Origin of the sequence: Rhodococcus sp. IEGM1339 (assembly GCF_050321925.1) — a bacterium.
GTDB classification, from domain to species: Bacteria; Actinomycetota; Actinomycetes; order Mycobacteriales; family Mycobacteriaceae; genus Rhodococcus; species Rhodococcus pyridinivorans.
The window spans coordinates 34,523-57,668 of sequence record NZ_JBNQFT010000003.1; the positions used below are offsets into that span (position 1 = coordinate 34,523).

15 protein-coding genes are annotated in these 23,146 nt (G+C 68.8%); 7 read left to right on the forward strand and 8 right to left on the reverse strand.

Features of this window, described 5'->3' with window-relative positions; translation table 11 throughout:
- The first annotated feature begins 16 nt into the window (after positions 1–16).
- On the forward strand, positions 17–1,432 hold the full coding sequence (locus ACQR3U_RS04760) for an Hsp70 family protein (protein ID WP_230809832.1): 1,416 nt from the start codon (positions 17–19) through the stop codon (positions 1,430–1,432).
- Between the two features lie 9 nt (positions 1,433–1,441).
- On the opposite strand, the gene ACQR3U_RS04765 is transcribed toward ACQR3U_RS04760, so the two are convergent.
- Complete coding sequence (locus ACQR3U_RS04765) at positions 1,442–2,713, reverse strand: YibE/F family protein (RefSeq protein ID WP_230809833.1); 1,272 nt, start codon at positions 2,711–2,713, stop codon at positions 1,442–1,444.
- Between the two features lie 327 nt (positions 2,714–3,040).
- Positions 3,041–4,297, reverse strand: coding sequence for a pyridoxal phosphate-dependent aminotransferase (locus tag ACQR3U_RS04770; RefSeq protein ID WP_230809834.1), 1,257 nt, complete (start codon positions 4,295–4,297; stop codon positions 3,041–3,043).
- A gap of 166 nt (positions 4,298–4,463) precedes the next feature.
- Here ACQR3U_RS04770 and ACQR3U_RS04775 point away from each other — a divergent pair, with 166 nt between their 5' ends.
- From ACQR3U_RS04775 to ACQR3U_RS04790, 4 genes are all read left to right on the forward strand, one after another.
- Positions 4,464–4,667, forward strand: a complete 204-nt coding sequence (locus ACQR3U_RS04775; RefSeq protein WP_006553044.1) for a cold-shock protein — start codon at positions 4,464–4,466, stop codon at positions 4,665–4,667.
- A gap of 213 nt (positions 4,668–4,880) precedes the next feature.
- Entirely contained in the window at positions 4,881–6,065 is a 1,185-nt protein-coding gene (locus ACQR3U_RS04780) for an alkane 1-monooxygenase (RefSeq protein WP_230809835.1), read from the forward strand.
- An 87-nt stretch (positions 6,066–6,152) separates the two neighbouring features.
- Entirely contained in the window at positions 6,153–6,626 is a 474-nt protein-coding gene (locus ACQR3U_RS04785; protein ID WP_230809836.1) for a type IV toxin-antitoxin system AbiEi family antitoxin domain-containing protein, read from the forward strand.
- Entirely contained in the window at positions 6,587–7,111 is a 525-nt protein-coding gene (locus tag ACQR3U_RS04790) for a hypothetical protein (protein WP_230809837.1), read from the forward strand. The genes ACQR3U_RS04785 and ACQR3U_RS04790 overlap by 40 nt, the downstream gene beginning before the upstream one ends.
- A gap of 61 nt (positions 7,112–7,172) precedes the next feature.
- On the opposite strand, the gene ACQR3U_RS04795 is transcribed toward ACQR3U_RS04790, so the two are convergent.
- Positions 7,173–10,367, reverse strand: a complete 3,195-nt coding sequence (locus tag ACQR3U_RS04795; RefSeq protein ID WP_230809838.1) for a heterodisulfide reductase-related iron-sulfur binding cluster — start codon at positions 10,365–10,367, stop codon at positions 7,173–7,175.
- A 434-nt stretch (positions 10,368–10,801) separates the two neighbouring features.
- Between ACQR3U_RS04795 and ACQR3U_RS04800 the strand changes: the two genes are divergently transcribed.
- On the forward strand, positions 10,802–11,488 hold the full coding sequence (locus ACQR3U_RS04800) for an ammonium transporter (RefSeq protein WP_230809839.1): 687 nt from the start codon (positions 10,802–10,804) through the stop codon (positions 11,486–11,488).
- 514 nt (positions 11,489–12,002) lie between these two features.
- Here the strand turns inward: ACQR3U_RS04800 and ACQR3U_RS04805 are convergent.
- From ACQR3U_RS04805 to ACQR3U_RS04825, 5 genes are all read right to left on the reverse strand, one after another.
- Entirely contained in the window at positions 12,003–13,310 is a 1,308-nt protein-coding gene (locus ACQR3U_RS04805) for a S1 family peptidase (protein WP_230809840.1), read from the reverse strand.
- 166 nt (positions 13,311–13,476) lie between these two features.
- Positions 13,477–14,808, reverse strand: coding sequence for a S1 family peptidase (locus ACQR3U_RS04810; RefSeq protein WP_230809841.1), 1,332 nt, complete (start codon positions 14,806–14,808; stop codon positions 13,477–13,479).
- A 138-nt stretch (positions 14,809–14,946) separates the two neighbouring features.
- On the reverse strand, positions 14,947–16,524 hold the full coding sequence (locus ACQR3U_RS04815; protein WP_230809842.1) for a hypothetical protein: 1,578 nt from the start codon (positions 16,522–16,524) through the stop codon (positions 14,947–14,949).
- A complete protein-coding gene (locus ACQR3U_RS04820; RefSeq protein WP_230809843.1) occupies positions 16,515–18,992 on the reverse strand; it encodes a LuxR C-terminal-related transcriptional regulator in 2,478 nt (825 codons plus the stop codon). Before ACQR3U_RS04820 ends, ACQR3U_RS04815 begins: the two co-directional genes overlap by 10 nt.
- 9 nt (positions 18,993–19,001) lie before the next feature.
- Positions 19,002–20,822 (reverse strand): Hsp70 family protein, encoded by a 1,821-nt coding sequence (locus tag ACQR3U_RS04825; RefSeq protein ID WP_230809844.1) that lies wholly within the window; start codon positions 20,820–20,822, stop codon positions 19,002–19,004.
- A 264-nt stretch (positions 20,823–21,086) separates the two neighbouring features.
- Between ACQR3U_RS04825 and ACQR3U_RS04830 the strand changes: the two genes are divergently transcribed.
- A complete protein-coding gene (locus ACQR3U_RS04830; protein ID WP_230809845.1) occupies positions 21,087–23,075 on the forward strand; it encodes an IniB N-terminal domain-containing protein in 1,989 nt (662 codons plus the stop codon).
- Positions 23,076–23,146: the final 71 nt, after the last annotated feature.

The following is a 23,146-nucleotide window of genomic DNA, read 5'->3' on the forward strand; positions in this document are numbered from 1 at the left end:
ACGTCGAAGGCGGCTGATGAGTTCTATTCTCGGTGTGACCGTGGGGGAGAGCGCCGTTCGGGTGGTGCGGCCGGTGGATCGAACGACCCCGACGGCGGGGTTCCAGTTCCAGGTGGTCGAAACCGGTAAGGACGATCCGGCGCGGCTGGCGGCAGGCACCCTCGGGGTGCTCTTCCAGACCGGTGTGGCGGGCGATCCGATCGAGCGGGTGGGACTGGTCTATCGCGACCAGGCCCAGGGCGAGCGCCTGCGCGCGGCAATGGCCGTCGAGCACATCGACCGTTACCTGCTCGTCTCCGAACCCGAAGCCGCCGTCACCTATCTGCAGGCCACCGGCGAGCTCGGCAGCAACACCGCCGTCTTCTACGACCTCGGCGACGCCGGGCTCACCGTCACCGTCGTCGACCTCGTCTCCCGCGAGGTGCTCGCCGAACGCACCGACAGCATCGGCGGCCGCGTCTTCGACAACGTGATCCGCGACCACCAGCTCGACACCAACGGTGTGTGGCGCCCCGACGACCCCGCCACCGACGACGAATTGTCGGCCCAGTGCCGCGAGGCCAAGGAGAAGCTCTCGCAGAGCGAGACCGTGGCCGTGCCGGGCGCGGCAGGGGTCGTGCTCATGTCGCGCGAGACCTTCGATCCGCTCATCGCGCAGTGCGTCGAGTCGTCGGCGCAATTCGTGCACCAGGTGATCTCCCGTGCCGGTCGCAACCCCGAGGCCGTGGTCCTGCTCGGCGGTGGCGCGCACATCCCGCTCGTGCAGGAGGTGCTGCGCTCCTGGCTCGGCCTGCCCCTGGTGGTGCCGCACGAGCCCGAACTCGTCCTCGCCAAGGGCGGGGCCCTGGCCGCCGCGCAACCGGCCACCTCGCAACCGGTGAGCACCCTCACGCGCATCGTGCCGGGTCAGCCCCCGTCGACGAGCGCCGACACCGAGCAGATCCCGGTCGTCGCCGCCGCGGCCGCTGCGCCCACGGCTGCCGCCACCGGTGCGGAGTCCGCCGACGCGAAGAAGCCGTGGTGGTCGTCGCTGGCCGGTCGCGGTCCGTCGGTCAGCGGCAGGCAGATCTCTGACGCCGGGATCGCGGGCACGGCTCTCGCGGTCGTCGCGGTCATCGGCGTGGCGCTGAGCACCGGCTTCACGAGTTCGTCGACCGACGAGACGAGCCCCACCCAGTCGTACATCCCGACGACCACCAACGCGCCGCGGCAGAACCCCGCGCCGGCGGTAGCGCCCACGCAGGTCACCACGACCACCACGGTCGAGCAGGAGCCGGCTCCGACCACCCATTCACCGCGCCCGGTTCCGCCGGCCCCCGAACCTCCGCCCGCTCCGGCTCCGACCATCCCGGGGCTGGGAGTGCCGGTCCCGACGCTGCCGCCGCTGCCGACGATCGAGCTGCCGCCGCTGCCGCAGATCCGGCTTCCCTGAGTCACCCGCTCACGCGCGTCGCGCGTGCCGGCCACCCGTCTGCTGTCCGGGGGCGTCGGTACGCGCGAGCACGGCGGCGATCGCCGTGGTGAGCGGCACCGACAACGTGAGCGCGATGCCGCCGACGCATGCGCGGACCAGCTCGATCGCCACGGCGTCGCTCGTGATCACATCGGTGATCGACCGCCCGGCCACCGAGAACAGCAGCAGGAGAGGCAGCGCGCCGCCCGCGTAGGCGAGGACGAGCGTGTAGACGGTGCTGGCGATGTGGTCGCGGCCCACGCGCATCGCCGCCGAGAAGATCTCACGACGCGACGACTCGGGATCGAGCCCGGCGAGTTCGAAGGCCGACGACGCCTGCGTGATGGTGACGTCGTTGAGCACACCGAGCGAGCCGATGATGAATCCCGCCAGCAGTAGGCCCGAGATCGACACGTGCCCGATGTACAACTGCACGTCGGTGTTCTGTTCCTCCGACAGACCGGTCAGATGTGTCATGCGGATCGCGACGTAGGACAGCAGGGCCGCGACGACCATCGAGGCGAGCGTGCCGAGCAGCGCCGAACTGGTCCTCAGATTCACACCGTGCGCCAGGTACAGCACCGCGTAGAGGATCAGTGCACCGCCGACCAGTGCGACCGGCACGGCGGGTTTGCCGTCCAGGAGCGCCGGGAGCATGAACACCACCAGCACACCGAACGCGACCACCAGGCCGATCAGGGCCCGCAGACCGCGCCAGCGGGCGATCGCGACCACCACGACAGCGAACACCGCGACCACCAGCGCGAGCGGGAAGCCGCGGGCGTAGTCGTAGAAGGAGTACTGGGTGGCGCCCGCCGGATCGGTCTGGCGGACGAGACGGATCTCGTCGCCGGCCTGTAGATCGGGCTGACCCGGGCCGGGGATCACCTCGAGGAGCGTCCGGGCACCGTCGTCGGGACCGGATTCGATGGCGACGATGCTGCGTTCGCAGTCGAAGGCGTTGCTCGAGGGAGGGGACGGCTCACCGGTGAAGACGCGCCCGAAGGACGCGCTGCCGCACGGGCCGGTGTTCTGCTCAACGACCGTTCCGGCTTCGGTGACGACCGCGCCGCCGCTACTCGTCTGAAAGGGGGCGGGGATGTCCACGGCACGGCTGCTCGGCCACAACAGGGCGGTGCCGAAGAGCACCAGGAGACCGATCGCAGCCAGCAGGCCGACCACGATCTTCGCGGCGATGGGTCCGAGTGGGATGGGACTTTCGTCCTGCCCGTGGCCGAAATGGCCGTGTCCGTGATTCACCCGGACAGGCTAGCCAAGAGGCGAGATGGTTGGGGCTGGTGGTGGCGGGGAGCAGGGGGGTGTCCCCGCCACCGTCACCTGATCTCGCACAGGGGGGATGGCGATCGATCAGGGAGCCCGGCACAGTGTGTAGTGCTTAGTGCCATAAGGCAAATTACTGGTTCCGACCCCGGATTGGGGAGGGGTTGGCATGTGTCGATGGTCACGAAGCCGACGAACTGTCCGTTCGGGTAGGTCGACCGTGCCTCTAAACAGGGACTTTGGTCCCGAAAGGCACAACATAACTGTTCGGCAACGATTGCCAGCCCGGGGTCGGAAGCCCTGTTCCTACTGTTTATAGGAGGACAGGAAGTTACCGATCCGCTCGATCGCCACCGCCAGGTCGCGTGCCCACGGCAGCGTGACGATGCGCAGATGGTCGTGGTTCGGCCAGTTGAAGCCCGTGCCCTGCGTGACGAGGATGCGCTCCTGCAGCAGCAGATCCTGCACGAGCTTCTCGTCGTCGTGGATGTCGTAGACCTCCGGATCCAGACGCGGGAAGGCGTAGAGCGCACCGCGCGGCTTCACGCAACTCACGCCCGGGATGGCGTTGAGGCGCTCCCACGCGACGTCGCGCTGCTCGAGCAGGCGCCCACCGGGCCGTACCAGGTCCTCGATGCTCTGATAGCCGCCGAGCGCCACCTGGATGGCGTGCTGGGCCGGCACATTGGGGCACAAGCGGGTCGAGGCGAGCAGGTCGACGCCCTCGAGGAAGCCCTCTGCGTGATCCTTCGGACCGGTGATGACCATCCAGCCCGACCGGTAGCCGGCGACCCGGTACGCCTTCGACAGGCCGTTGTAGGTCAGGCAGAGCAGGTCGGGGGCCAGCGACGCGAGGGAGACGTGCTTCGAATCGTCGTACAGGATCTTGTCGTAGATCTCGTCGGCGAGCAGCAGCAACTGGTGCTTGCGGGCGAGGCGCACGATCCCCTCGAGCACCTCGTGCGAGTACACGGCGCCCGTCGGGTTGTTCGGGTTGATCACCACGATCGCCTTGGTGCGGTCGGTGATCCGGGACTCGATGTCGTCGAGATTCGGGTTCCAGTCGTTGGTCTCGTCGCACAGGTAGTGCACGGGGGTGCCACCGGCGAGCGAGGTCATCGCCGTCCACAACGGATAGTCGGGTGCCGGGATGAGCACCTCGTCGCCGTCGTCGAGCAGGGCCTGCATGGTGATGGTGATGAGCTCGGAGACTCCGTTGCCCAGGTAGACATCGTTGATGTCGAACTTCGGGAAGCGCGGCACGAGCTCGTAGCGCGTGACGATCGCGCGACGGGCGGAGGCGATGCCCTTGGACTCCGAGTAGCCCTGCGCGTGGGGCAGCGCCGCGATCATGTCCTGCACGATCGTGTCGGGCGCCTCGAACCCGAACGGTGCGGGGTTGCCGATGTTGAGCTTGAGGATGCGATGCCCCTCGGCCTCGAGCCGCGCGGCGTGGGCGTGCACCGGCCCGCGGATCTCGTAGAGCACGTTCTGGAGCTTCGACGACTGCTCGAGCCGACGGCTGATGTGATGGTGAAGTTGGCCTTGCTCCTCGATAGTCACGGCTTACATCGTGCCACCGTGCCGCAACAGGATTTCATCCGCGTTTTGCCGGTTGCGGTAACGAGTTGGGAAACAAGGCGCGACGAATGTCCGGATCAATGCGATGATCGAGGTCCATCTAGGCCTCACGTCGGGGTGACGTGGGGGAATGCAAGGAGCAAGTGGTATGGCGCAGGGCACTGTCAAGTGGTTCAACGCGGAAAAGGGCTTCGGCTTCATCGAGCAGGATGGTGGGGGAGCAGACGTTTTCGTCCATTACTCCGAGATTCAGGGTTCGGGCTTCAAGACCCTGGACGAGGGGGCACGAGTCGAGTTCGAGATCGGCCAGGGGCAGAAGGGCCCGCAGGCTCAGGGTGTGCGCGCCATCTAGGTCGCACTCTTTCGAGAATTCCGCGTTCGACGGCGTCGCACTTCCGGTGCGGCGCCGTCGTCGTGTGCTCTCCGTCACAGCCGGGAGGCGTGGGCCTACCCGTCGGTAAGTACTGCTTGTAAGGTATATGCGGTTCGTGGGATAACAGTTTGTTTTCTCCGGTGCGGGGGCATTCGTACCGGACGGTTTTTCCTTCCTGGGGGATTGGTGTTTGTGGATTCGGCTACTCCTCGCAGTGCGACACACGATCGATGGACCGACCCCAAGAAACACCTCTGGCTGTACGGGCTCGTCGTCCCCCTGAGCCCTTTCATCGCCTACTTCCTCGTCGAATACCTCCACCTCGGCGTCTTCTGGGCCACCGGTGCACTGGTCATCGCCGTCGTCTGCCCGTTGGTCGACGCGTTCGCGAGGCTGGACACGAGCAATCCGCCCGAGAGCGCGATGCGGACGCTCGAGAACGACCGGTACTACCGCTACTGCACCTATCTCTATCTGCCACTGCAATACGCGGGCCTGACATTCGGGTGCTGGATGTGGGTGTCGCAGCCCATGGGCGGCGCCGAACGATTCGCGATGGCCGCCACACTCGGCATCGTCGGCGGTGTCGGCATCAACGCGGCGCACGAACTCGGACACAAGCGCACCACCATCGAGCGGCGCCTCGCGAAGATCGCGCTCGCCCAGTCGTTCTACGGCCACTTCTACGTCGAACACAATCGGGGGCACCACGCCCGTGTGGCGACCCCGGAGGACCCGGCCACCGCCCGCATGGGAGAGAGCTACTGGCGCTTCCTGCCCCGTTCGGTGTTCGGCAGCCTCCGTTCCGCGATCCGTTACGAGAAGGGCCGGCTCGAACGTCGCGGCACGTCGTTCTGGAATCTGCGGCACAACGACATCCTCAACGCATGGGCGCTGAGCGTCGTCCTCTACGCGGTGCTCATCGCCGTGTTCGGCTGGTCGATCGCCCCGTGGCTCGTCGTCCAGGCCGTCATGGCGATCATGTTCCTCGAAGGCGCCAACTATCTCGAGCACTACGGGCTGCTGCGCGAGAAGCGACCGGACGGCAGTTACGAACGGGTGCAGCCCCAGCACAGCTGGAACAGCAACCACGTGTGCTCCAACCTGTTCCTCTACAACCTGCAACGGCACAGCGACCATCACGCCAATCCGCTGCGCCGCTACCAGACCCTGCGGTCGATGCCGCAGGCGCCGCAACTACCCGCCGGTTACGCGGTATTGATCATCCTGGCTCTGTTCCCGCCGCTGTGGCGGCGCATCATGGACCCGCGACTGCTCGAGCACTACAGTCACGATTTCTCGCGGATCAACATAGACCCGTCCACACGCAAATCCGTGCTCGCGCGTTATGCGCGCGCGCAGCGTGGATCGCAGTAGTCCACAGGCCGCCCGCTCATCCCCAGATCGGCGGCAGCGTGCCACGTAGGCCCGATCGCTCCGCTCGAGTGGGCGACGCTGTGTGGCATGGAGGAGATCATTCGCCGCAGCGAGGCGATCCGACGGGGCTTGACGCCCTCCGAGATTCGACGCTTGGTGCGCATCGGTACATGGACGCGCCTGTCACAAGGGATCTACGTGCCCACCGCCTCCTACGAGAGGTCGGACGACCGAACCCGGCATGCCTACCGGGCGCGTGCCGCGTCGGCGAATGCTGTGAAGGAAAGCGCACTCAGCCACGTCTCAGCAGCGGTCCTGCACGGCCTCGAGACATGGCAGCTGCCGCTCGATGCCGTGCATCTGACGCGCAACCGGACCGGCGGGGCGACGAGGAGCACCGCACGCGTGCTGCACTCCTCGCGATTCGGTGAAGACGAAGTCGTCGAAATCGGCGGTGTACGGGTACTGAATGTCGCGCGGACGGTCGTCGATCTAGCCGCCACCTGCCGTTCGAGCACGCTGTGGTCGTCGGCGACCACGCGCTACGCAACGGTCTGGTGACCGCCGAGGAGTTGTGTGTTGCCCTCGAACGGATGGGGCGCCATCCGGGACGTGCCCGCGCGGCCCGCGCGGTCTGCTTCATGAACGATCGCAGCGACAGTGTCGGCGAGTCGCGCAGCCGCGTGCTGATGGTGCGCGAACAGTTGCCGATACCCCACACGCAGGTCGACGTGTTCGACGCAACCGGCAAGTGGCTCGCGCGAGTGGACTTCCTCCTGCCCGATCACGGCGTGATCGGGGAGTTCGACGGGCGGGTCGAATACCGGCGCGACGGGGTCGCGTCGACGGACGCCGAAGATGTGGTCTTCCGGGAGGAGTTGCACGAGGACGCGCTTCGTCGTGCCGGCTGGGTCGTCGTTCGATGGACGTGGGCAGATCTGCAGACGCCGGGGGAGGTGGTGAGTCGGATCCGCGAGGCGATCGACCTGGCGGCACGGCCGGCTGAGCCGACAGGAGACTGGGTGGTGCGGAAGCTCGCACGGTAGCAGAAAAGCTCGCAGCCCCAGTGACCAGTCACTGGGGCTGCGAGCTTTGTTTCAGTCCTGCTTACTTGCGGCCGGGTGCCTTGGCGCCGGGCTTGAAGCCGAGCGCGCCCGGCTTCGCCTTCGGTGCCTCGACCTCCGGCTTCGCCGGGGTCGCAGGTGCCTCAGGCTCTGCAGGATCCTCGGCGACCGCCTCGGGCTCTGCAGGAACCTCGGCGGCCGGCTCGGGTTCCGGCGTCGGCTCCGCCTTGGCCGGTGCGGCCGGAGCCGCAGCCTTCTTGGCGCCCGGACCCTTCAGACCGCTCTTGAGTTGCAGTCCGCCCGGCTTCGCCTGCGGGATCGCCGACTCCTTCGGTTGCTCCGCAGCAGGCGCCTCGGCCGCGGGAGCCTCGGCAACAGGTGCCTCCTCGGCAGGTGCCGCCGGAGCCGCCTTCTTGGCGCCCGGTCCCTTCAGGCCGCTCTTGAGCTGCAGTCCGCCCGGCTTCGCCTTCGGCACCGCGGGTGCTTCGGCAGCGGGAGCGTCCGACGACTCGGCAGGAGCGGCGGGAGCAGCAGGTGCGGCCGGCTTCGCAGCGCCCGGGGCCTTCGCGCCCGGGGCCTTCGCGCCCGGAGCCTTGAGACCACCCTTCATCTGCAGTCCACCCGGCTTCGCCTTCGGCGCTGCCGGTGCCTCGGTCTCAGGAGCAGAAGAAGCCTCGGACGACGCCGCCGGAGCCGCAGCCTTCTTCGCGCCCGGACCCTTCAGGCCGCCCTTCATCTGCAGTCCACCCGGCTTCGCCTTCGGCGCTGCCGGCGCCTCGGCTGCCTCGGCAGCAGGAGCCTTCGCGCCCCCGGGAGCCTTCGGTCCGCCCGGAGCCTTGAGGCCGCCCTTCATCTGCAGGCCGCCGGCCTTCGGGACACCGGTGGTCTTCGGAGCAGCCGGCGCTGCCGCTGCCGCCTCGACCTCCTCGACGCGCTCCTTCTCGACCTCTTCCGCGGTCTCCTCGACCTCGACCGGAGTCTTCGGCTGCTGGACCACCTTGAGGTTGTCGCCGAGCTTGGCTGCGTCGACACGCGAGATGGACTCGAGCATGAGTTGCGCAACGTCGATGACCTCGACGCCCTCGCCCTTGCCCTCTTCCTGACGCGCCGTCACACCGTCGGTGAGCATGACGCGGCAGAACGGGCAGCCCGTCGCGATCTTGGCGGGATTCGTGGTGAGCGCTTCGTCGACGCGGTCGATGTTGATGCGCTTACCGATCTTCTCCTCCATCCACATGCGGGCACCACCGGCACCACAGCACATGGACCGCTCGCCGTGACGCGGCATCTCGACGAGCTTCGCGCCCGACGCCGCCATCAGCTCACGCGGAGCGTTGTAGACCTTGTTGTGCCGTCCGAGGAAGCACGGGTCGTGGTAGGTCACGTCCTGGCCGACTGCCTTGACCTGGACCAGCTTCTTCGACCGCACCAGACGGTTGAGCAGCTGCGTGTGGTGGACGACCTCGTAGCTGCCACCCACCTGCGGGTACTCGTTGTTCAGCGCGTTGAAGCAGTGCGCACACGTCACGACGATCTTGCGCTTGCTCTGCTCGACGCCCTCGAACACGCCGTTGAGGACCTCGATGTTCTGCTGCGCCAACTGCTGGAACAGGAACTCGTTGCCCGCGCGGCGAGCGGAGTCGCCGGTGCAGGTCTCCTCGGCGCCGAGGACCATGAACTTCACGCCGGCGGTCGCGAGGAGCTCGGCGACGGCCTTCGTGGTCTTCTTGGCGCGGTCCTCGTAGGCACCGGCACAGCCGACCCAGAAGAGGTACTCGTAGCCGTCGAAGCTGTCGGCCTCCTGGCCGAAGACCGGGATGTCGAACTCCATCTCGTTGATCCAGTTGAGACGGTCCTTGGCGTTCTGCCCCCAGGGGTTGCCCTTGTTCTCGAGGTTCTTGAACAGACCCGCGAGCTCGGACGGGAAGTCCGACTCGATGAGCACCTGGTAGCGACGCATGTCGATGATGTGGTCGACGTGCTCGATGTCCACCGGGCACTGCTCGACGCACGCACCACAGTTGGTGCACGACCACAGGGTCTCGGTGTCGATGACGGGAGCGAGTTCGCCGCCCTCGACCAGCGCCTCGGTCTCACCGACCAGCTTGCGGCCCGCTTCTTCACGTGCCGATGCCGGGATCTTCGCGAGCTTGGTTTCGTTCGGGTTGCCGTCGGCGTCGACCAGGCCGACCTCGTCGCCCCCGATGTCGGTGCGGCCACCGGCCAGCAGGTACGGCGCCTTGGCGTAGCCGTGGTCGCGCAGCGACGTGATGAGCAGCTTCGGCGAGAGCGGCTTGCCGGTGTTCCAGGCGGGGCACTGCGACTGGCAGCGACCGCACTCGGTGCAGGTCGTGAAGTCCAGCCAGCCCTTCCACGTGAAGTCCTCGATGCGGCCGGCACCGAAGGTGTCCTTGTCCGGATCGGCGTCTTCCATGTCGACGGGCTTGCCGCCGGACATCATCTGGCGTGCGGCGCCGAGGGCGGGACCGCCGTCGTCCTCACGCTTGAAGTAGATGTTGAAGAAGGCCGAGAAGCGGTGCCATGCGACACCCCAGGTGATGTTGCGGCCGACGATGTAGAGCCACACCATGCCCGACATGAGCTTGATGAACGCGAAGACCGACACGAGTTCAGGGCTCTCCGGAAGGATCCGGGCGACCTGCATGGTGAAGAAGTCGGTCGACAGGTGACCGCCGCCGTAGGTGGCGATCTTGCCGGCCTTCACCAGGATCATTCCCAGGCCCTCGAGCAGCACGACCGCTTCGACGAAGTAGGCGGCCTTGAAGTTCGAGCCGCTGAAGCGCGACATCCGTCCGGGCTGACGTGGATGATTGCGCTGGCGGATGTAGATCAGCGTCAGGATGCCGATCACTGTGCCGAGGCCGAGGATCTCGTCGATGAAGTGATAGACGGCGGTGTTGCCGATGATGGGCCAGTGGAAGCTCGGGTCGAACGTCTGGCCGTAGGCCTCGAACCAGACGATCGCGCCGAGCATGAAGCCGACCATCACCAGCCAGTGCGCCCAGCCGACGGTGCGGAACTTGACCATCTTCGTGTGCGCGAGGAATTCGACGACCATCTGCTTGAAGCGCGGGAAGAACGGCCGCCAGCGGTCCGGGGCCGGCTGGCCGATACGGATCGTGTTGACCATCTTCAGCGCGCCGCTGATGAACGCGAACCAACACACGAGGCTCAGCAGCACGCCGATCGTGCCCAACGTAATCGTCAGGGCATTCATACGTGGCCTTTCGTGTCGGGGGCGGCGTCGTGCCGCCTGGTATGAGTCACCGCATCGTAACGCAAGCTAAGTTACCCACCGGTAACTTGGTCTGAACTGGAGTTACCCACCAGTAGCAAAATCTGCGTCGGATCGGAGACCGTGTGCCCGGACACGCTAGAGGTCAAACGCGATACCGCCGTCGCGCAGGATGTCCTAACTCGCCCGAAACGAGGCGTGTGTCACACGGAGGTCACGACACGCTCTACCGGCCACGATGCGGTGTCCATTCGAACAAGGGGGTATAACGCTCCGGATGTGATGTCGGTTATGATTTGCCCGGTACGTGGGGTTCGCACGTGGGATGTACACGTCGGGGGACGTAGAACTTCAGGTCGATACAGCAGAATGGGGGCGTCTTAACAGGCGTGCGCCATGTCACAGAACGGAAAAAGATGAAGCTGAAGAAGCTTGCCGCTGTGGCGACGATGACGATCGCCGCCATGGGCATCACCGCCGGAACTTCGTACGCCGCTCCGGCCGCAGCCGACGAAGACGCGATCAACTACGAGGTCCGGCCCGAGGGTGAGTCCGTCGTGACCGTCATCGACGCAGGTTCCTTCCAGGTCTCCGGAGACGGAAAGAGCGTCGAACTGCAGGACGACGAGGGCGACACCGTCCTCAGCCTGCCGCTCGCCATCCAGCTCGGCGATCTGCAGCTGCCTTTCGAGCGTGAGGTGAGCGAGGATGGCAAGACTCTCACGCTGACCCCCGTCACCGACCTGTCCAAGGCGACCCCCGTCGCCCCTGAGGACAAGGTCGGCGCGAGCCTCACGCCGGTCGCCCTGAAGCTGTCCGATGTCGCTTCGCCGGACGAGAACCTGAAGGCTCAGCAGAACTTCGCGTCGCAGCTGGGTATCGCGACCGCGGTCGGCGGCCTGGCCGGAACCATCATCGGCGCCGTGGTGGGCGGTCTCGGCCTGCTCGGCGGCCCTGTGGGCCTGGCTTCGATCCCGCTGGGTGCCGGTATCGGCGGCGTCATCGGCACTATTGTCGCCGGTGGTCCGACGTTGATCGTTGCAGGCATCGGTCTCATCCAGACCCTTACCGCGCCCCCGGGCACCACGGTCTACGCGAACTGATTCCAGTCGGCTAGGCATTCGAACTCGAACGGCCGCTGTAAGGACGAGCTCCTTACAGCGGCCGTTCTCTGTCCGGGCGTCGGAACGCGCACAGAAAAGCCCTGTCCGGAAGTACGGACAGGGCTTTCAGCTCGAATCGGGTGTCTTTAGATGGACCCGATGAGTCGGCTGCCGTGGCGGATGATGTCCCAGACATAGCCAAGGATGTCGAAGCCGAGTTCGAGGCTGGTCATCAAGATCTCGCTGCTCAAGTGAAGTCCTTTCGAGGAATGGCGCTATCAGCCGGGGTGCGAGGATCGTAACCCACGCTAAACAGACATTCGGCGCAACATCCCGGACGTGGTCAGCTTCCTGGGAATCGCAGCTCGGAGACGTTTTACCATCAAGATTCAGGGCCATTCCGGGGCTTCCGCAAGCAGCCCCCGAGCCCGCGTCGACCGGCACGGCCGTACGCCCCGACGAACGACGAAGGTCCGCTCCCCGTGGGAAGCGGACCTTCGTGATGTTCTGGGGATTACCAGGTGCGGACCTTCAGGCCCGGGTTCTCGGCCAGGACCGTCTTGATCGGCGTGGCGAACAGTTCAGGGCTCTCACCGAGCAGGCCGCTGACGAACCCGGCGATCTCGCACATGCCGTACTGGCCGACGTTCGAGGCGCTGGAGATGCCGAGGGCGAGAGTGCCGGTGACGAGGGTGCCACCGCTGTCGCCCTGCAGGGCGCACAGGTTGGTGGAAATGCCGTTCTCGAGCACGCGGTGGCCGATCTCGACGTTTTGGCCGGTGGCGGTCACGACACCGCAGCTGTAGCCGGTGCGCAGGCCCGACTTGCAGACCGGAGCGCCGACGACGGGATCCGCGACGCCCGTGATGGGGAGCGGAGCGGCGAACGGAACGCGCACGCCGTTGTTCTCGAAGCGACCCGCGGCAGCGGAGGCGGGGCGAATCAGCGCGTAGTCGCTGCGGTTGAGCACGGTCTTCTCGAACGAGCCGAGGTGCTGGCCGAGGTTGTCGCCGATGAGCTGGTGGACCTGGGAGGCCCACTGTGTGCCGGCCTGCGCGCGGTTGGGGTCGCAGTGGCCGGCGGTGATATTCACGGGCTGTCCGCTGCCGTCCTCGGCGTTGAAGCCGAGCGAGCAGCGCAGGCCCTCGCCGGCGCCGAGCGCGGCGTAGGCGTCGCCACCGAAGAGAGCGTCGGGGGCGTCGAGGCCACCGGCGATGGGCTGCAGGTCGGTTGCGCCCTCCGGGGTCAGTTCGGCGGGAGCGAATAGCACGCGCACGCCGTCGAGGAAGTCGGGGAGCTCGACGCCGGACACGTTGTCGGTGCGCACGACGACATCGTTGTTGACCACGTCGATGGCGATGCCGCGGATGACGTCGGCGACGGCGGGCGGCTGGGTCTCGAGCCAGTCGCCCAGCGCGCCGAGCTGATCTTCGAGGGCGTCCTCGCTGCGCTCGGTCTCGGCGACGGTGAATCCGGCATCCTCGGCGGCCTTGCGGGCCTCCTCGAAGCCGTCACCTTCGGTGAGGCCGACGGTGGCGGTGCCCTGGTCGTCCAGCCACACACCGGCGAAGACGGCTTCGAACTGCTCCCGTGCCTTCTCGGCGAACGCGGCGAGATCCTGGCTGCGCTGCGCATCGGCGAGGAAGCGCTCGGCATCGATGTTCAGGTCGCGCTGCAACGCCTCGACGAGCTCGGCCGGCAGAGACGATGTCTGCGCCGGTTCGGTCTCGGGTTCGGCCTGCGCGATGGCAACGGCAGGGCCGAGGAGCAGCAGTGCGGTCGAACCGATGACGGCCGTCCGACGTGCGAAGGTGCGTCGCATGGATACCTTTCTCGTTCCTTCGCGCATGCACGCGCGAAGGCGCCGTTCCCCCGCGGATCGGCGTCCGTCCGATCCTAAGGGGTGATCGCGGATGTATGTAGCTACTTCTCGGTTACGTATGAGACTCGTGTGACTGTTGTGACGAACAGCTCGGGTGTTCCGGGCATTATGACGGGTTCGCCGCAGTACGGACTCGGGCGCCGGTGGCGTACTCGATCTCTTGGATCGGGATGCCGAGGCTGGAGGTGCCACCGTTGGGCGCGAGTACCAGATTCGCCTCGACGCAGTTCGGTGCGCCGGCGCTGTTCGATCCGCTGATCACGCCGAGGGCGAGGGTGCCGGTGACGATGGCACCACCGCTGTCACCCGCGAGGGTGCAGGCGGAGGTCGCGAAGCCGCGGATGGTGCTCGAGAAGCCCGAGTCGTAGGTCAGCTGGGTCTCGATGCGATCGGCGACGACGAGCCCGCACGTGAACGACGACGACTGTCCCGACTTGCAGACGGGCGCGCCGACGACCGGAACGGCCGTGCCGGTGACCGTGAGGGTCGAGCCGTTGCCGCCGCGAACCGACGGGCGGTCCAGGCCGGCCTCGACGCCGGCCTTGTCGAGCGAGACGACGCCGTAGTCGAGGGTGCTGTCGGTACCGACCGTGGACTCGGTGAACTTGCCGATCCGGACGCTCTCGTCGATGTTGGCGCGATTGGGCAGGTAGACCGTCGAACCACCGTCGGAACGAGCGACCGCGTCGCAGTGACCGGCGGTGAGGTTGACGGCGTCGCCCTCGGCGTCGACACCGTTGAAGCCGAACGAGCAGATGCCGATGCGCTCGATGGGCGTGGCGCGGACGTCGCCGTCGGCGGTGATGTAGGTGTCGCCACCCATCGGGGCCGGATCGTTCGACGGCATGCCCGGCGACAACTGGACCTGCACGTTCGCCACCAGCGACGGCAGGTTCAGCGCGCGCCCGATCGGCGAGTTCACGATGTCGAGGACGATCTGGTTGTTGAGCACATCGATCGACGCGGAGTTGATCTGCGACGACACCTCGCGCGGGAGCCCCGCCACCCAGCGGTTCAGTTCGGCGAGGGCCTGCTCGAGTCCGTCGGCCGAGACCGGCGCGACCGTCGCCCGGTAGCCGTCCTGGGCTGCCTTCTCTGCGGCCTCGGGGTTCGTGACGGCGATAACGGGCTTGCCGTCCTCGCCGAGCCAGGCGCCTGCGAACTCGGAGGGACGCTCGGAGCGGAAGTCGCGGGCGTAGTCACCGAGTTCCTGCGCCCGCGCGGCGCGATCGAGGTATTCCTCGGGCGTCAGACCCAGGTCGCGCTGGATCGCTTCGACGAGCTCGGCGGGAAGTTCAGCGGAAGGCAACTGTTCGGCGGGCGCGGCGTTCGCTGTGGCGCTCAGAGGCACAGCCAGCAGAACCGCGGAGGCCGCTGCGACTGCGACGCGGCGGGTGGTGGAACGGACTGCGGCGCGCGACGCCGACGAGAGACGCATGGAGGCCTTTCATGTGTGCTCGATGTGCTCTTGAACAGGTGCTTCGTGGAATCGGTGAGCCGACCCGCGGGACAGCCTACGGGACGGCCCGGCGACCGCCGATAGTGCCGTAGGTCACCACTCGGATACCCGCGCTGTCTAACTGCCGGTCTCAGTCTCTGTCGTTCCCGGAATGTCCGGCGAGGGCGGTTCCTCAGAAGGGTCGGGATCGGTCGGGGCGGTCGTCGGCTGGGTCGTCGTGGTGGTGGTACTGCCACCGCTCCCGCCGCTGCCACCACTGCCGCGTCCGCCACCCGAGGAATCATCGGGCTGGTTCCGCCGCGACCAGCCGGTGCTCGAGGTGGTTGAGGACGTGCTCGAGGTGGTCGAGCCGGGCGACGACGACGAAGAGGACTGTTCGCTCGTGCCGGTGGTGGGATCGACCCAGGTCTGCTGCACGACCGGCGGGGCCACCGGGACCGCCTGCTCGGCGGTGGCCGGCTCGGTCGACTCCTCGGTGGTGGTCTCCTCGGTGCTGCGGGGAGCCGGCGGCTTGCTCGACTTCGAGGTCGTCGTGGTTGCGGGAGCGGTCGGGGTCTCGGCGACCTGCGTGCCCGCGGTGGCCGTCGGGGAGTCCCGCAGCCCGAACACCAACGCGCCGACGCCTACCAGCAACGCGATCGCCGCAGCCACCGCGATGGCCGTGACCTTCGACGAGCGACCCGAGGGCTTCTCGTCGGCGGCATCTCCGGCTGCGACGGCGGCGACCGTCGCCTTCGGCGTGTTCGCCGCGGCGGCAGCGGGCGTGGCGCCCGGAGGGGGAGTCGCGGTGATCTTCGAGATCACCGCGGTGATCTCGGGGTCGAGTTCGCTGCGTCGCGGTTCGGTGAGCTTGGCGGTGGGCAGGATCTGCGTCGAACCGAGGAGGTCGACCGAGCCGGCGGCCGCGGCGAGAGCGGCGCCCCGCACCATCGTCTGGTGCGGGGCGGGCGCCAAAGCACACCGCACACCGAGACCGGTCTTCACCGACTGTGCGACGAGCTGCGCGGCGCTCGGATCGACTGCTTCGTCGATCGTGACGACGATGGCGTCGAGGTTGCTCACGAGCCAGCCGAACGCGCCGAGCGCCGACGAGAGCTGCGCGGCGACCGACGGAGCGTCGTCCTCAGGGAATCGGAAGGCCTTACCCGCCGCGACTCCAGAGCGCACGAGCGTGACGGTCGAGCCCTGCGGGTCGATGTGGTAGACCGCGAGGAGCCGTCCGGTCTGATGCGCGACCTGCGATTCGAACCATGCCGCGGCGGCCTCGGCGTCGGAGACGAGCGAGACGTGACGCAACCCGACGTAGTCGAGGGCGTTGCGCAGCACCGCGACCGTCGAGCTCGGCCAGTCGGTGGGATGCGTCGCCACAGCCGTGTACGGGGTGTCGCCGATGAGGGAGGCTGCGTCGGCGAGGAGACATTCCATGGCCGTTGCGACCAGGTCTTCGGCGCGGGAGAGTGACCCGTCGTTGGCGCGGACACCGCCGGAGTGGCCGAGGCGGTCGACGAAGCCGGTGAAGGAACTGGTGTGCCCGTCGACGACGTCGTGGTCGCCCAGCGTCGCGGTGCCGTCGGAATGCAGGTGGACGGCGGTGAACCGCTCGATCGGTGCGGGGTCCGGCCGTCCCGGCGTCGGTGAGGTGACCGCAACCGACGACACGGTGGTCCCCACCCTCAAGCCTACGCCTACGGACATGCCGGCTTTCCTCCATTCCGGTCGGAGTGCATGTGACGGGATACATCTGCGCCGTGCCCCATGGCTCGGAGCAGTGACAGGAGCTCCGAGCGGGAACCGGCACCGAGTCGGCGCCGGATACGGGCGACATGATGTTCCACGGTCCTCGCGGAAATGTACAGGTGGTTCCCGACTTCTCGGTAGGTGAGGCCCGAAACCACCAGGTCGGCCACCTGCGCCTCGCGCTCGGACAGTGCACCCGGTTTCTCCCGTGCGCCGAGGGGTGATTCGTCCGGAACGCTCGGGGGAGCGGCGGGGGCGACGTCGACCGGTGCGCGACCGGCCGGGCCGTCCTGCCGGATCGTCCGCGCGACCTGCAGCAATCCGGTGGCGACGGTGGTGTCGTCCGTCCGGAGCGCTGCTTCTCCCGCGAGCTTCGCGCCGTCCCACGGGAGACCCACGGACGCGAGGGACTCGGCCGCCTCGCGGATGCGCGTCGCGTCGACCTCACCGCGCAGCACCGAGAGCCATGCATGCCCGGCCCGCGCGAGCACCGCGGCGTAGGCAGTGGTCTCCGCGGCCAGGGCGAGCGCGCGGGCGTGCGGGACAAGGTCGGCCGGACGGTCCGCGGCGATCGCGGCCTGCACTCCGTACCAGTGCAGCGCCGCACCCCACAGCGGTGGCTCGCCGAGGGTGGTGAGCAGCGCACGGGCACCGACGACGAGGTGCGCGACCCGCGCGGACTCCCCGAGGCGGACGGCGGCCAGCCACAGTTCACCCAGGGGCAGCAATCCGAACAGGTCGACGGAGTACTCGGCGACGACCGCCTGCGCGGCCTGCCATCGCACCGTCAACGCTCCGAGGTCGGCGTTGCGTCGCGCCAGCCCGACCTGCAGGGCGTGGAAGAAGAGGAGATTGCGTTGCCCGGTCACCTCGGGAGCGACGGCTTCGGCGGTCGCCGCGGCGGCGGTGAGATCACCGCCGAGCATCTCGGTCCACGCCACCAGGATGCGATTGCGCACGGTGGGAGTCTCCGGACGGTCGAGGATCGCGCGTGCGTACCCGAGTTCGCCCGAGTGCAGACACAGCAGTGCGGCGACGGCGTCGACCGTGTCGGGCCAGGCGCGCAACGAACCGTCGGATCCGAGGCTCGTCAATGCGCGGGCGAGGTGATTCATCGCGATCCGGCCGTCGCCTCCGACGGATTCGCGCAGGCCCTCCTCGAGCAGTCGTGCGGCGGAGGCCGCAGAGGTCGGCGCACCCGAGACGGCGGCACCGCGGAGACGTTCTGCGGCCGAGGGGCGTCCGGCGGCGAGCAGCACTGTGGCGGCGAGAGGAGCGTCCGTACCGACCCGTTCGGGGCCGAGCCATTCGAACAGGTCGGCGCTGCGGTCGAGCATGCCGCGATGCGCGGCGATACTCGCGGAGATCCGGGTGGCGGCGCGCACGTCGTCGACGTCCACCGTGTCGGCGCGGTCGAGCAGCCGGTCGGTGACCTGCTCGGCTCGCTCGAGATCCCCTGCCGCAAAGGCGACTTCGGCGCGCCGCACTGCGAGGGCATCGGGATCGGCTCCTGTCGGTACCGCGGCGTCGAGAAGATCGGCGGCCTCGCGCGGCGTTGCGTCGACCGCGAACTCCACGAGCCGTCGGGCGAGATGCGGATCGGTGAGGCCGATCGTGGCGAGCCCCCGGGCGAGGTGCGGCGTGAGTGTTCCGGCGTCGATGCGTGTCGCGAGGAGGCGGCGGGCGACGGCGAACAGGTTGTGTCTCCCGAGGACCGCGGCGGGCACGCCGCTCGCTCCCGCAGTGAGACTCGCTGCATCGGCCCCGAGCAGACCGCTCGCGCGGGCCGCGTCGACGAGATCGAGGGCCCGCTCGGCGGGTACCTCGAGTACGGCGGAGAGTTCGCCGGGATCGAGCGCCGCACCGAGATCGACGAGCGCGAGGGCTGCGGTGAGATCGAGATCGGCGAGGAGCTGCCGGCGGATCCCCTCCTCGACGGCCTGCCGGACATCGGCCTCCGTCCGCACGGCTTCGAGGGCGGTGTCGACGAGATGCGGTACGCCGCCCGTCAGGCGGTGCAGGGCACGCACCTGGGGTGGCGCGAGCCGAAGCTCGAACGATGCCGCGCGACCGGCGATCTCACGGGGCGTCCACGAGCCAAGTTCCACCACTGTCCCGTTTCCCGCGAACGCTGCGGTCAGCGAACGTATCTCGGCTCGGTGGGGTCGAGCTTCGGTGGCCACTACGATTCCGGTCGGCGCATTCCGGACGTGGTCGACGAGCTCGTGCAGTTCCGCGGCGGTCATGCGGTGCGCGTCGTCGACGGTGCGGGTGTCGCCGAGATCGGTTCGGAGCGAAGCGAGTACGGCGGACTTCCCGCTTCCGGCGCCGCCGACGAGCAGCAGTCGCGGAGGAGCGGCCGCGGTCAGGGCACGCGTGACCTCCCGGGGGACCGGGCGTCGCGGAGGAGCGGGAGCGGACGTCATCGGGATCGGTCAGCGTCCGGTTCCGAGCAGTCCGCCGACGACCTGCCCCGTGCCGTCGAGGACACCCCCGACCACGTTGCCGGTGCCGTCGAGCACCCCGCCGACGCCGTTACCGACACCCTCGACGACCGCACCGGCACCCTGACCTGCGCCGGACAGGGCGTCGCCGACGCCGCTGCCACCCGTGCTCGGCGGGGTCGGTTGCGGCGCAGGCTGAGGGGCGGGCGCCGGGGCCGGAGCAGGAGCGGGTTGCGGCGCAGGCTGGGGTGCCTGCGGGCTTTGACCGGGTGCTACCGGCGCGGGTGCGGTCGGGTCCGGCGTAGGTACAGCGCCGGTGGGTGCGGCGCCGGAAGCGGGCGTCGCGGCGACCGGGACAGCGGTCACGGTGCCGTCCGGTCCCTGCACCCAGATCGGGACGGTGGTTCCCGCCTCGGACGGCTGCGCGCCGGTCGTGCCGGGAACGGTCGTACCGGGGACGGTCGCGGTGGTGGTCGAGTTGCCGGCCACGACCTCGCTCGACGGACCCACCTCCGAACCGGGTGTCTCGGCCTCCGACGACAGGGTGCCGATCGCCAGTCCACCCCCGGCGAGGACGACGACGGCAGCGACAGCGGCACCCACCAGCGCGAACGAGCGGGCACGGGCGCGTGAGGGTGTGCCGGACCCGGTGTCGACGACCGCAGGCCGATGCGCGGCGGCGACCGGCGGCGCCTCAGCGGCGGGCACCACCGGGAGCGCGACGGTCTCGGGCTCGTCGTCGACGACAGGTGCAGGAGGCGCCATCGGCACCGCGGCAGTCGGGGCACCGTCCGCGGCTGCTGCAAGCGCGGCCCCATGCGCTGCGGTGAAGGCCGGTCGCGCCGACGAGACGATCGGCAGACCCAGCTCCGACGAGATCAGTTCGGCGACGAGCGGGGTGGACGAGCCACCACCGATCAGCAGTACGCGTCCGATGTCCGCACGATCGAGCCCGGCCCCGCGGATCGCGTCCTGCACCACGGCGAGCGACGCCCCGATCGGTTCCCGGGCGAGTTCCTCGAACTCGCTGCGCACCAGGCGCAGGTCGCGGTGCAGGCCGGGCAGCGCGACCGGCACCACCGTCTCGGTGTCGCTGGACAGTGCCTCCTTCGCCGCGCGGCACCGACCGCGGAAGTCGGCGAGTGCCGCGACGGTGGCGGAATCGAACGGATCGAGGCCGGTCGAGTCCCCGCCGAGCGTTTCCAGCAGATAGGTCGTGACGAGATGGTCGAAATGGTCGCCGGAGACGTCGTCGCTGCTCAACGGGCGGCCCAGCAGCATGGGATGGGCGCCGCCCTGCACAACGGTGACGTCGAGGCTGCGCGCACCAAGGTCGTAGACCACCGTCACGTCGTCTCCCAGCGGCCCGTGTGTGGCGTCGAGCCAGCGCACCGCCGCGATCGGTTCGGGGATCGTCCGTGCGGTCACGCCGGCGCGGACGAGTGCCGCCTGTAAGGTCTCGACGGTGTGAGCCGACCACGCGGCGGGATGTGCCAGCATCGTCGGCACATCGGAGGTGCCGGTGCGGTACTGCAGGCAGGCCACGGTCGACGCGACGAGATCCTCACCGAGATAGGTGGAGCCGTCGTCGGCGAGGATGCCGACCGGATCGCCGACCCGGGCCGCATAGCCGGAGAACACCTGCGCACCGGGGGCCGGGGTACCGGCGCCGAGGACGAAGGCTCCGCCCTCGGGGAGGTGGAGTTCGGTGGGGACCGACAGAACGCTGGGATCGCCGGCTCGGGGCTGGTCGAGCACGGTGAGGGCCACCGAGTTGACCGACCCGATCGTGACGCCGAGTCCTGAATACATGCACGCTCCCGTGTTCTGGGCGGACATCGGTCCGCGATCTCGTTCCACCGTTCGGTCTCGATGAGCCTGTCGTTCGCGCCGCGCGGCCCGTTAGCGCCCACGCCGCCACCGGCCCGATCGTAGGGACTGCCCCCTAACGACCCCCACGCCCCCGAACCCCGATCCCCTAACGGGTGAAGGCGGACAGGGGGCCGCACCCCCTGTGCCCGCGACCGGCCGTTTCGTAGCGTCGTCCGTAGATCCCGACGACTCAGGAGACACGCGATGGCCACCAACGCCGTACTCGACTTCATCCTCAGCCTGTTCCGTGACGAGAAGGAACTCGCCCGGTACTGCAACAACCCCGAGGCCGTCCTCGCCGAAGCCGGATTGGACAGCGTGTGCCACGCCGACATCGTCGCCGTCGCCCCGCTCGTTGCGGACAGTGGTCTGTTCGCCGGAACCGCAGCAGAACTGACCGCAGCGCTGAACGGTGCGGCGAACGTCGGGGCGTCGATCGCAGGCACCGCCGCAGCCGGTCTGGGCGGAGCAGCGGGCCTCGGTGGCGCAGTGGGCCTCGGTGGCGCCGCCGGCCTGGGCCTCGGTGTCGGAGCAGGCCTCGGTGGGGGCCTGGGTCTCGGTGGTGGACTTAACCTCGGCGGCGGACTGGACCTCGGCGGGACCGTCGGCGCGCAGACCGGGATCGTCGTCGACCTCGGTGCGCAGCTCGGAGCGGCGCTCGAAGCCGGTGGCGAACTCGGCGCTTCCCTGGGTGCAGCGCTCGGTGGTGCTCTCGACGCAGGCCTCGAACTCGGCGGATCCTTCGACGTCGGAGGTGCCGTGGCCGGAGCGCTCGAAGGTGGGCTCGGCCTGGGCGTCGGTGCCGCTGCAGACCTGGCCGCGGCGATCGACGCGGCCGTCGAGGCCTCGGGCGGCCTCGGCGCAGATCTCGCCACGACCCTCGAAGGAGCCTTGGGCATCGGCGGCACCCTCGGCGCCGACATCGGGCTTGCCCTCGGTGGCCTGCTGGAATCGGCCGTCGACGTCGGCGGCACCTTCTCGACCGAACTCACCGCGGCCCTCGAGGGCGGCGCCGAACTCGGTGCCGCACTCGGCACGACCCTCGGTGGCGTTCTCGGCGTGGGCACGGAACCGACCGGCGCGCTCGGCACGAGCCTGGGCGGCGTCCTCGGTGGTGTGGCCGATCTCGGCGCCGGACTGGGAACCGACCTTTCCGCCGGTCTCGACGCCGGTGTGGGCGCGACGCTCGGCCTCGGTGCGTCCCTCTCGGCCCTGCTCGGAGCGGGCGGTGGAGCTGCGGCCGATCTCGGCGCCGCGCTGGGGACCGTCATCGAGAACAGCGCGCAGGGCGGTCTGCTCGGCGGTGTCGACCTCGACGCGGTCCTCTCGGGTGGCGGTGAGATCGACGCTGAGGCCGGGGCGGGCGTCGAACTCGGCACGCTGGTCGGCGGGGTGCTCGGAGGTGCGCTCGGCCTCGAGACCACCGCGGCCACCGAACTGTCGTCGGCGCTGAACGTCGCCATCGGCTCGACCACCGGTATCGGCGCGACCGTCGATTCGACCGTGCAGGCGGGGACGAACCTCGGATCGGATCTGTCGTCCGTCCTCGGCTCGACCTTCGCGACCGGCGGCTCGGCCGGCGCCGAGCTCGGCCTGCAACTCGGCAGTGCACTCGAGACGGCCGCAGGGTCGGCGTCCCTCGATGCGGGGGCCGATCTCGGCACGCAACTCGCGTCGACGATCGGCGGCAGCCTCGATGCCGGTGCCGAAGCCACCGGTCAGCTCGGCTACGCCCTCGACGGCGCACTGGACGCGGCGGCGGAACTCGGGGCCGGAGTGAACGTGGGAGCGGACCTCGGCGCGGCGATCGGCTCGGGGATCGGCGCGGCCGGTGGACTGGGAACGTCCGTCGATCTGGGTGCAGCCACCGATGTCGCGAACGGGTTGGATCTCGGTGGTGCAGCAGACCTGGGCGCGGCTGCCGACCTCGGTGTCTCCGGCGGTCTGGAGAGCGCAGCCGACCTCGGTGCCGAGCTGTCCACGCAGGTGGGGACGGCCCTGTCGGGCGGGATCGATACGGCCCTGTCGGGCGGTGCGGACAGCTGGGCATCGGTCGGCGAGGACGTCTTCGGCTCTGCCTCTGGAGCTGCGGGCTTGTTCGGCGAGGGTGGTCTCACCGCGACCTCCGGTCTCGGCGGCGACTCCTCTCTCGGCGCCACCGACTCCACCGAGCTCGACGAACTGCTGCCCTGACCCGCAGCGGTGCGGGCTCCGGGACATAATGTCCGGAGCCCGCACCGACGGAAGGCGAGTCGACGCAGCCC